Annotated in this window: 6 protein-coding genes; all 6 read right to left on the bottom strand. The window is 61.8% G+C overall.

Annotated features, from left to right (window positions below; genetic code table 11):
• Nucleotides 1-108: 108 nt before the first annotated feature.
• The 6 genes from B9A97_RS01325 to B9A97_RS01300 all read right to left on the bottom strand — a co-directional run bounded on the left by B9A97_RS01325 (nucleotide 109) and on the right by B9A97_RS01300 (nucleotide 10,605).
• Nucleotides 109-1,314 (bottom strand): vWA domain-containing protein, encoded by a 1,206-nt coding sequence (locus B9A97_RS01325; protein ID WP_084363165.1) that lies wholly within the window; start codon nucleotides 1,312-1,314, stop codon nucleotides 109-111.
• 127 nt (nucleotides 1,315-1,441) lie between these two features.
• Complete coding sequence (locus B9A97_RS01320; protein WP_084363164.1) at nucleotides 1,442-2,320, bottom strand: transglutaminase family protein; 879 nt, start codon at nucleotides 2,318-2,320, stop codon at nucleotides 1,442-1,444.
• 3 nt (nucleotides 2,321-2,323) lie between these two features.
• Nucleotides 2,324-4,744 carry a circularly permuted type 2 ATP-grasp protein gene (locus tag B9A97_RS01315; RefSeq protein WP_084363163.1) on the bottom strand — a complete coding sequence of 807 codons (2,421 nt, stop codon included), beginning with the start codon at nucleotides 4,742-4,744 and terminating at the stop codon, nucleotides 2,324-2,326.
• Nucleotides 4,745-8,068, bottom strand: coding sequence for a transglutaminase family protein (locus B9A97_RS01310; protein WP_084363162.1), 3,324 nt, complete (start codon nucleotides 8,066-8,068; stop codon nucleotides 4,745-4,747).
• Nucleotides 8,069-8,354: 286 nt separating this feature from the next.
• The gene (locus B9A97_RS01305; protein WP_084363161.1) at nucleotides 8,355-9,782 is read right to left on the bottom strand and encodes a mannose-1-phosphate guanylyltransferase/mannose-6-phosphate isomerase; all 1,428 of its coding nucleotides are present in this window, start codon (nucleotides 9,780-9,782) and stop codon (nucleotides 8,355-8,357) included.
• Nucleotides 9,783-10,149: 367 nt separating this feature from the next.
• A complete protein-coding gene (locus tag B9A97_RS01300; RefSeq protein ID WP_084363160.1) occupies nucleotides 10,150-10,605 on the bottom strand; it encodes a MarR family winged helix-turn-helix transcriptional regulator in 456 nt (151 codons plus the stop codon).
• Nucleotides 10,606-10,646: the final 41 nt, after the last annotated feature.

Genomic DNA, 10,646 nt, shown 5'->3' with positions numbered 1-10,646 from the left:
AAACTCTCTTTTTCACCAGGGCTAAGATAGTGGCAAAAACCCCGCACCTGGGGCTCAGGTGCGGGGTTCAAGGGATGAAGATGCCGCTTGCAGCGTCTTGCCGGTTGCTCAGTTTGTCAGGCGGGTCATGGCGGCGGAGGCCTTTTCCCCGATCGCCTTGAACTCGGCCACCAGTTCCGCCGCCGATTCGGCCTCGGAGTAGTGGTCGTCGGACGAGGCGCAGTCCTTCAGCAGTGTCTTGCCTCGGCTCGGCGCCATGAATGCCACCGTATAGATTTCGATGCCGGCCTTCTTGGCGTCATCGCAGGTCTTCTTGGTGGCCACGTCGGCGCTGCTATAGTTGTTGTCGCCGTCGGTCATGAAGACGATGTAGCGGCTTGGAACCTGGCCATTCTTGTTCTTATGCGCCGTCGTTTCAGTGGCGGCGCTGACCCGCGCAAAGGCCTCGGCCATAGCGGCGGCGGAATCCGTGCCGCCATCCGCCGGAAGCGCATCGACATAGGCAACCGTCGACGCTGTTCCCCAGGTAAAGCTGCTGGGGGTCTGCATAGAGGAGTTATACGAAACTGCCCCGGTGCGGGCATACATGTGGTCCGGATCTGCTTCCTCCAGCACGTCTGCCAGGTTCTGCACCGCGGTCTTCAGCGTCTCGATCTTGCTTATATAGCAAGGCCTCCGGAAGGCGACATCCGGCCAAGCGGCTTCGGTATAGTTGTTGCAACGGGTTTTGCTCGTGTTCAGGGATTCGGTCACCCAAGCCATGGAGCCGGACCGATCCAGCACCAGATACATGGAAAGCGCATTCTTGCTTTCTGTGGCGCTCTTGGTGGAACTGGTCACAGACACCGGCATGGAGTTGAAGCCCAGAAGGCGCGTCATGCCGTTCATGGCGACATTGTAGGTGGCCGTCACCTTGATGTCGTAGATCTTGCCGGTGGGGCCGTTCGCCGTCTCGGTTGCCGTGACGACCGTCGCCTTTTCCAGCTCGTCCTTCATGCTGTCGGAAACCGCCTCGTCCCCGCCGCCGCCTTGGGCCTGATTGACCATTTGCGCAGCGAGATATTCCTGCGCAAGCTTGATGGCCTCGTCCTTGGTCAGGCTCTTTTCCGACATGGCGGAGGCTGCGGCCAGTGCCGCGGAATCGGCTGCGTTCTGCAATTCGGACCTGACCTCGACCATGCGGGTCAGGTCGATCGCGACGCCGGCGGTTGCCAGGGTTACCGGCAAGAGGATCGCCGTCATGATGCCGAAGTTGCCGCCGTCGCTCTTCATGAGCCGCGTCAACAGATTGTATTTTCTGTGGCTGCCAGTCATTGCATCCATCCCGAAATTGGAATTCGATGCCGACAGCCTATCGAGGAAGTGTCTGTTTCAGCTTAAGCCGCGTGCTACAATTTTAGTGAATAGCGCGGAAAACCCGGACTTCAGGCCGTTTTCATGGTCATTTGACCGGGATTACGTCGACGGCCTGGATGATGGTGTGGCTGCCGTAGCTTTTCAGCACACCGATCACGGGGGCTACATCGGAGTAGTCGCGGCCATAGGCGACGACGACATGATCGGTACCAGCGGGGATGTTGTTGGTCGGGTCGAGTTCGATCCAGCCCATGATCTTGCCGCACCAGACCCGCACCCAGGCATGCATGGCATCGGCCCCTTCAAGGCGTTCCTTGCCCGGTGGTGGGATGGTCCGCAGGAAGCCACTGACATAGCCGGCGGGAATGCCGAGACTGCGCAGGGCAATGATCATGATGTGGGAGAAATCCTGGCAGACGCCGCGCTTCAGCAGGAAGGCTTCCCTAGGCGTCGTGTCCACGGTCGTGGCGTCGGGATCGTATTTGAAGTCAGTGTGAATACGCCTGCAGATCGTTTCTGCAATCTGGCGCACCGTCATGCCGGGCTTCAGGCCCTTGCGGGCATAGGCGGCTATGTCAGGCTCGATGCCGGTGCGCGGGCTTGAGCCGAGGAAATGATGGGGCGAGGCCGCGTCCAGTGTCCAGTAGTCTTCGAGGTCGTCAGGCAGCTGCTCCAGAAGCGGCGAGAAATCCACTGCGATGGGCTGGCTCTGCATCATCACGCGGGCCTGCATGCGGATATCCAGCCGCTCGTGATGGGAGCGCAGGTGGATATGGGTCGCCGGATGCTCGAAAAAATCCGTGAAACTCGAGGTTTCCTCCGGCTGCGGCTCGATCTTCAGGGCACCGGCGACAAGCCGCTGGCGATCGGGAAGCGACAGCGGCATCAGCCGCAGGATGTGATGCGCGCCGGAGGCCGGTGTGTCGTAGACATAGCCCATGTGCAGGGAGAGATCGTAGATCATCGGTTATCCCAGATAGGTCTGGGAGAGGAGGTCGGAGAGCTTCTCCATCTCTGTTTCCAGCTTCTTGTAGACCTCGACCGACATGGCTTCCGGCGTCATCACCGCCAGTCCCGAATGCAGCCGCATGGCTTCCCGGTAGAACGGCGACATCTGGCCGTTGACGAAGGCGTTTGGCAGTTGTTCGACCTCCGTGCGGATCTCGTTCAACTGGAACAGGATCGAGCGCGGGTTGAGCGGGTCGAGCGCGAGCAGATCGGTCACGGTCAGGCGGGCGGTGTTGACGTTGTAGCGGCGTCGATGGGTCATGACGTTGTCGCCGATCTCCAGCAGCATGTCGAGCGCACCGTCGGGTGCCTCGTTGCCGGACATGTGCCCGAGCAGGCGCGTCATGTGCAGGCCGCGCTCCAGATAGCGACCGATCGACAGGAAGCGCCATCCGGTGAAGCGATACATGTTTTCATGCACGAGACCGGCAAAGCCCGCGAGCTTGCGCAGCAGGATGGTCATGGCATGGGAGGCGTCGTCGCCGGGCTTGACGTTGTCGTGGAACCGGCGTGCCGTCTTGGACAGGTCCTTCAGAGCCAGCCAGCCATCGGGCGAGAACCGGTCGCGAATGTTGCTGGCGGAATAGACGGCGCTGTCGATGTTGCGCAGCAGGCTGTCCGGCACGCCGCGGTCGCTCTCCATGTCGATATCGAGCGCAGCGAGGTAGCTGCTGACATCGGCGAGCAGCGGCATCTTGCGGTTGGCGGTCTCGGCATATCGGGAATGCCAGGCGCGCAGGATGCGCAATGCGCCTTCGGCCCGCTCGATATAGCGCCCCAGCCAGAACAGGTTGTCGGCCGCCCGGCTCGGCAGGCTGCCCGGCATGTTGCGCTCGAAGCTTTCCTCGGGCGGCAGCAGGGTGGTGACCGGGACGGGCTTGTCGGAAACGATCCAGACATCGGCGGCGCTGCCACCGGACTGCATGGCAATCGCCGCCACGTCGTCGCCGGAGCCGATGCGGGCAAAGCCGCCCGGCATGATCTGCCAGCCATCCTTGGTCCGCGCGGCAAAGACACGCAAGCTCATCGGCCGCGGCACCAGTTTGCCATCGACGAAGGCGGGTGTCGTGGACAGCGTCACGACTTCCTGGCCGACGAGCTTGGCGCCGTCGGTCTCCAGCCATTCCGCAATCGAGGTCTTGGCATTCGAGCGCAGTGACGAGCCGAGGACCGACTGGCTGTTGTCGTCAAAGAACGGCATGCGCGAATAGGCGGGGCCGATGACCATCTTACCAATATTGCGAGCGACATGCTCGCGTTCCGCCTTCTGGCCGCACCACCAGGTGGCGATCGAGGGCAGCGCCAGGTCTTCTCCTAGGAGATGGCGACAGACCGTCGGCATGAAGGCAAGCAGCGCGCGGGTTTCCAGAATGCCCGAGCCCAGGGCATTGACGAAGGTGACCGCGCCTTCGCGCAGGGCCTGTACCATGCCCGGCGTGCCCAGATGGGAATGCTGGTTCAGTTCCAGAGGATCGGTGTAATTGGCATCGAGGCGCCGCCACAAGACGCTGACGGGCTTCAGGCCGGCGACCGTCCGCACCATGACCCGGCCCTTGTGCACGGCAAGGTCTTCGCCTTCCAGCAGCATGAAGCCGAGATAACGGGCGATATAGGCGTGTTCGAAATAGGTCTCGTTGGCCGGGCCCGGCGTCAGGACGCCGATGCGGTCGTCATTGTTCTGCTTGCTGCCCTGAAGCGCATCGCGAAAAGCCCCGAAGAACGAGGCGAGGCGATGCACATGCATATCGGCATAGATATCGGAGAAGGCGCGGGTGGTCGCCACCCGGTTCTCCAGCGCAAAACCGGCGCCGGAAGGGGCCTGCGTGCGATCGGCCAGCACCCACCAGTTGCCGTCAGGGCCGCGGCCGATCTCGAAGGAACAGAAATGCAGGTAATGGCCGCCGGCAGGCTTCACGCCCACCAGTGGCCGCAGGAACTCCGGATTGGAGGCGATGAGGGCCGGGGGAAGATAGCCTTCCTGCACCAGCCGGTTGTCGCTGTAGATGTCCGAAACGATCGCTTCCAGCAGGTTTGCCCGCTGCACCAGCCCTGCCGAAAGCTCGGCCCATTCCTTGTCGTCGATCAGGACGGGAATATGCGACAGCGGCCAGGCGCGTTCTGAATTGTCGGAAGCGCCATAGGCGCGGTAAAACACGCCGGCATCGCGCAGATAGCGTTCCGCCCGGGCGAAGCGTTCATGCAGTTGGTGCTCCGACAGGTCAGACAGGCCGTTGACGAATTTTTGCCAGACAGGCCTGATCATGCCGTTGGTGTCGAGCATTTCGTCGGCCACACCTTTCATCGCCTGATAACCCAAGGCTTTCGGTGTTTCCGGTTTTGCTCTCGCGGCGGTTTTTTCCGCTGCTGTTTTAATCGACATTTACATACCCTGCGGCCGCCGCAAATCCAGCGTATGGGGAAATTCCGCCGAGGCCTGTTCTGGCCAGAGCGAATAGATTCCCGCAGTGTGCCCCCATGGTTCGAAACGTGCAAGGCGACGGGCCTCGGCTTCGTTCCCGTTCACAGGGAAAGTATCATAGTTGCGACCTCCGGGATGGGCGACATGATAGATGCAGCCTCCGATGGAGCGGTTTGACCATGTATCATAAATGTCGAAAGTAAGCGGAGTGTTGACGGGCAGGACCGGATGCAGGCCCGATGCCGGCTGCCAGGCCTTGTAGCGCACGCCGCCGACCGCAACGCCGTTCTCGCCGGTGGAAGCGAGGGGCACCGCACGGCCGTTGCAGGCAACCTTGTAACGCTCAGGATTGCCGGTTTCGAGGCGCACCTGCAGTCGCTCGACAGAGGAATCGACATAGCGCACGGTGCCGCCAATGGCGCCTTGTTCGCCCATCACGTGCCAGGGCTCCAGCGCCTGGCGCAGTTCCAGCTTCGCGCCGCCATATTCCACCTCGCCGAAGAAGGGGAATCGGAATTCAAGTTGGGCGGCGAACCATTCCGGACGGAAGTCGAAGCCATGGTCGCGCAAGTCCGCCAGCACCTCCAGGAAATCCTGCCAGACGAAATGCGGTAACATGAAGCGATCGTGCAGCGCCGTGCCCCAGCGGACAAAGCGTCCGCCGACCGGGTTCTGCCAGAACCGGGCGATCAGGGCGCGCACCAGCAATTGCTGGGCAAGACTCATGCGGGCGTTCGGCGGCATTTCGAAGCCGCGGAACTCGATAAGGCCAAGCCGACCGGTCGGTCCATCGGGCGAAAACAGCTTGTCGATGCAGATTTCCGAGCGATGGGTATTGCCGGTTACGTCGATCAGCAGGTTGCGGAACAGCCGGTCGACCAGCCATGGCAGGGGAGGGACGCCCTGACCCGGCATCGGCACCTGAGCCAGCGCGATTTCCAGTTCGTACAGGCTGTCATGGCGTGCTTCATCGATGCGCGGCGCCTGGCTTGTCGGGCCGATGAACAGGCCGGCGAACAGGTAGGAGAGCGAGGGGTGCCGCTGCCAGTGCAGAACAATGCTCTTCAACAGGTCCGGACGCCGCAGGAACGGGCTGTCATTCGTGTTGGCGCCGCCGACGACGACATGGTTGCCACCGCCGGTGCCGGTGTGGCGTCCGTCGATCATGAACTTGTCGGCACCCAGCCGCGACTGCCGTGCCTCTTCGTAGATCGCCTCCGTTGTCGCGACGCAGTCGCTCCAATTGGAGGCCGGATGGATGTTCACCTCGATGACACCAGGATCAGGCGCGACGCGGATGACATTGATGCGCTCGTCATGGGGCGGCGCATATCCCTCGATATGAACGGGCAGGCCGATGGCGGCTGCGGCACGCTCGGCAGACGCGACGAGGTCGAGATAGTCTTCCAGGGCAGCGGTCGGCGGCATGAAGACGCAAAGCCTGCCATCGCGCACTTCCACCGAAATGGCGGTGCGGACCCTGCCGCCGATCTCCTCGTAGGACTGACCCATCTGCTGCTGCTGCGCGATGTCGCGCCGCAGCGAATGTTCCGGCATGACACGACCTTTCTCCGCGGAGAAATCAGGCAGCGGCGGTTTTGCCACGGTGGTGTCGGTCGGATTGATATAGGGGTACCAGGACGGCGAGATATAGGGCAGCGAGTTCAGCGGCAGGCGGAAGCCGACGGGGCTGTCTCCCGGAACGAGGTAGAGGCGGCCGCGCCGGGTGCGCCACTTCTCGCTGACCCAGGTGCGGCCCGAGACCCGCGCCTGCCAGGCCTGCACCGGCAGCACATAGCCCGCCGGCTCGGTCAGGCCTGCTGAAAACACCTTGGCGATGCGGTTGCGCTCTTCCGGATCCTTGAGCTTCGAATTGGATGGATCGACATTTTCAGGAAGATTGGCCTCCTTGACGATCCATTCCGCTGGATCCTCGTAGGCGGGCGCCACGTTCTCAGTGGGAATGTCGAGTTCGACGGCGATGGCCTGGAGCAACTGGGCTGCATCCTCATGAGTGACCTTGTGATCGCGCGCCTCGACGGCAATCAGGTCCGGATTGGACCAGATCGGAATGCCGTCCTTGCGCCAATAGAGCGAGAAGGTCCAGCGCGGCAGGCTTTCGCCGGGATACCACTTGCCCTGGCCGTAATGCAGGAAGCCACCGGGGGCGAAGCGCTCGCGCAGGCGGCGGATCAGCACATCGGCCTTGGCCCGCTTGGTCGGGCCAACGGCATCGGTATTCCACTCGCCCGACTGGAAGTCGTCGATGGATACGAAGGTCGGTTCACCCCCCATGGTCAGGCGCACGTCTTCCGCCTGCAAAATGCCGTCCACCTTGTGGCCCAGCGCATCAAGCGCCTGCCAGGATTCCTCGGAAAAGGGCTTGGTGATGCGCGGGTGCTCGGCAACCCGGTTCACCTTCATCGCGAAGTCGAATTCCGTATTGGCATGGCCGAAAAAACCACCGGTGATCGGCGCGGCGTTGCGATAATGCGGCGTGGCGGCGAGCGGGATATGGCTTTCGCCCGTCAGAAGGCCCGAGGTCGGGTCGAGGCCGACCCAACCGGCGCCGGGCAGATAGACCTCGCACCAGGCATGCAGGTCGGTGAAATCCACCTCCGTGCCGGAGGGGCCGTCCAGCGCCTTGAGATCCGGGGTCAGCTGGATCAGATAGCCGGACACGAAGCGCGCGGCGAAACCCAGATGCCGCAGCACCTGCACCAGAAGCCAGCTGGTATCGCGGCAGGAGCCCTTGGCGAGCGTCAGCGTGTCCTCCGGCGTCTGCACGCCGGGTTCCAGCCGGATGATATAGCCGATCTCGCGCTGCAGCCGGGCGTTCAGCTCGACCACCATGTCGACGGTCTTCTGGTCCTTCGAATTGTCGACGGATGCCATGAAAGCTTCGAGAGCCGGGCCGGTCGGCTCAGGCTTCATATAGATGGCCAGGTCGTCGCGAAGGTCGGCGGGATATTGGAATGGCCAGGTGGTGGCCTCCTCCTCGACGAAGAAGTCGAAGGGGTTGTAGACCGTCATGTCGGCGATCAGGTCGACCTCGATCTTGAACTCCGTGACGGGATCCGGAAAAACGAAGCGGGCCTGGTAGTTGCCGTAGGGGTCTTGCTGCAGGTTCACGAAGTGGTTGGAGGGCGTGACTTTCAGCGAATGGCTGAGAACCTTGGTTCGTGAATGGGCCGCCGGCTTCAGCCTTATGATCTGGGGTCCGAGCCTGACGGGCTTGTCATAGCGATAATGGGTCAGATGATAGATGCTGGCTTTGATCGACATGTCACCCCTTGGCCGGAATGCCCGAACCTTATGCTTTTTTGGACGCTGCCGCGATCTTGTGCAATGCACGCAGATAAAGCAAGAACGAACTGACGATATACAAACCGGCGCTGGGGTGTCGGCATTCCCTAAGCATAGGTGGGTCGTTTTACCCGGAGGGGCTCTGGGGGCGCGTCGATGGGCGGCTGGAGTTTATGAGCCCGCGCCAATGCGCTGAAATGCGGACCCCCGCGCATGGGAATGCACGGGGGCGGTACTAAGTAATACTGCGGGAGTGCCGTTCGGCTCAGCTTCGTCCGAACTCGTCGACGAGACGGATGATATCGTCTTCGCCGAGATAGGAGCCGGTCTGGATTTCGATGAGTTCGAGCAGGATCTTGCCGGGGTTATGCAGGCGATGCACCGCGCCCTGCGGGATGTAGATCGACTGGTTTTCGTGCAGCATGGTGATGCTGTCGTCGATGGTCACTTCGGCAGCGCCCTTCACGACGATCCAGTGCTCGGAACGGTGGTGGTGCTTCTGCAGCGAGAGCTTCTTGCCGGGCTGCACGAACAGGCGCTTCACCTGGAACCGCTCGCCATTCAGCACCGATGTATAGCCGCCCCACGGGCGCAACGAAGTCGGGTGGGTTTCCGTCAGGTATTCCGTCTTCTTGGAGCTGGCCAGGTGCTTGACCAGATCGCCGACCTGCTGGCTGTTCTCCAGCTTGCCGACATAGACGGCATCTTCGCTGGCGATGACGGCGACATTTTCCATGCCCTGGACCGCCAGGTGGCTGAAACGGGACATCACGAGAGAATTCTTGGTGCCAATCAGCGTGGCATTGCCCGAGACCACATTGCCGTTGTCATCCGAACTGCCGGTCTTCCAGATGGCATCCCAGCTGCCGAGGTCGGACCAGTTGATGGCGGCCGGAACGACGGCTGCATTGGCGGTCTTTTCCATCACGGCGTAGTCGATGGAGATGCTGGGGCTCTCGGCGAAGGCCTGCGCGTCGAGGCGCGTGAAGTCCAGATCCTTCTGCGCCTTGGCAACCGCGTTTGTGGCTGCTGCCACGACCTCGGGGGCGTGCGTGGTCATTTCAGCGGCAATGCGGCCTGCAGTAAACAGGAACATGCCGGAGTTCCAGTAGTAATTGCCGGCATCGACCATCTTCTGGGCGGCCTCGGCCTTCGGCTTTTCGACGAAGCGATTGACCTTGTGTGCACCGCCGGGCAGGGCATCGCCGAGCTCGATATAGCCATAGCCGGTGGCTGGCTCGGTCGGGCTAATGCCGAAGGTCACCAGCTTTCCGGTGCGGGCCGCATCGGCCGCGATCCGGACGCAGGTCTTGTAGGCGTCGTCCACTGTTATGCTGTGGTCGGATGGGAGGACGAACATCACGGCATCATCGCCATACTGCTTGGAGACGATGGCAGCTGCGGCCGCGACCGCCGCTGCGGTGTTGCGGGCAGACGGCTCCAGCACGATCATCGACAAGGGCATTGACTGTTCGCGCGCCTGTTCGGCGACCAGGAAGCGGAATTCCTCATTGGTCACGACAACGGGCGGCTCATACAGGGCGGGGTCTCCCACCCGCTCCAGGGTCATCTGGAAGAGTGTCTGGTCGCCGATGAAACGGATGAACTGCTTGGCTGCCGTGGCACGTGAGAGCGGCCACAATCTCGTTCCCTTACCGCCCGCCAAAATCACGGGTACGATCTTGTTCGTCATCAGTTATGCCCTTTCGGTTAACTTGGCTTCGCGTGAACGGATACCGCAGCGCTCGCGCCGGGCTCCCTCGTCTTCTGAAATCCATTTGCATCGAGACATGACGTTCCAAATAAACATCTACGTCTAAAGCAGGCAAGCCAGAGCTGGTTGAAGTATTTCCGCGCGGTGTCGGTCGCTCTTACGCTCCCTTTAAGCCTTGAAGTATGAAAATTCGGCTAATCGGCAGTCTTAACGGGACAAAGGCGTGCCATCGGGAGGCAGGTGGCCGATCGGCCGCCGCCCACAGTCGCCTCTCAGGCCGGGCACACTAAGCCATTGATGTGACTGTTTGATATAGCGAACGGTGGTCGCTTTCGGGGCAGTGGCGCTAGAGCCTAAGGGGTGCGCGGCTCATCTCGTTCCCGGCGTCGGCCGCCTTGCGCAAGAGCGCCACGAACACCTCCCGCTCTTTCTCATCAAGACCTTCCAGCAGCAGTGTCTGCATGTGCCAGACGATCGGCCTGATATCCTTGAGGGTCTGCTTGCCCTTGTCGGTCAGGTAAAGTTCGCGGGCGCGGCGATCTTTGGCATTGGTTTCCCGCCTCACCAGGTCTTTCTGCACCAGGCGGTCGACGACACCGCCGATGGTCACGCGATCATAGGCGATATGGTTGGCGAGGGTGGCCTGGTCCAGCCCGGGCCGGGTGTCAATCGCGCTCAGCGCTGCATATTGCACGGGGGTGAGGTCGAAGCCCTTCTTGGACGTCTCTTCCATGAAGAGTGAGACCGAGACCTGGTTCAGCCTGCGAATCAGGTGTCCGGGCATTTCGTAGATTTCCAACATACCGAACCTCCCCCTTCGTTTGTCGTGTCGTCATCACTAGC

The organism is Rhizobium sp. RU36D (genome assembly GCF_900176345.1).
Taxonomy (GTDB): Bacteria; Pseudomonadota; Alphaproteobacteria; order Rhizobiales; family Rhizobiaceae; genus Allorhizobium.
The sequence above is the reverse complement of the archived record's forward strand: the minus strand, read 5'-3'. Positions and strand labels throughout refer to the sequence as shown.

Bases quoted from the DNA above. Each gene is read 5' to 3' on its own strand.
- B9A97_RS01325 (WP_084363165.1), bottom strand. From the start codon at position 1,314: ATGACTGGCAGCCACAGAAAATACAATCTGTTGACGCGGCTCATGAAG.
- B9A97_RS01320 (WP_084363164.1), bottom strand. From the start codon at position 2,320: ATGATCTACGATCTCTCCCTGCACATGGGCTATGTCTACGACACACCG.
- B9A97_RS01315 (WP_084363163.1), bottom strand. From the start codon at position 4,744: ATGTCGATTAAAACAGCAGCGGAAAAAACCGCCGCGAGAGCAAAACCG.
- B9A97_RS01310 (WP_084363162.1), bottom strand. From the start codon at position 8,068: ATGTCGATCAAAGCCAGCATCTATCATCTGACCCATTATCGCTATGAC.
- B9A97_RS01305 (WP_084363161.1), bottom strand. From the start codon at position 9,782: ATGACGAACAAGATCGTACCCGTGATTTTGGCGGGCGGTAAGGGAACG.
- B9A97_RS01300 (WP_084363160.1), bottom strand. From the start codon at position 10,605: ATGTTGGAAATCTACGAAATGCCCGGACACCTGATTCGCAGGCTGAAC.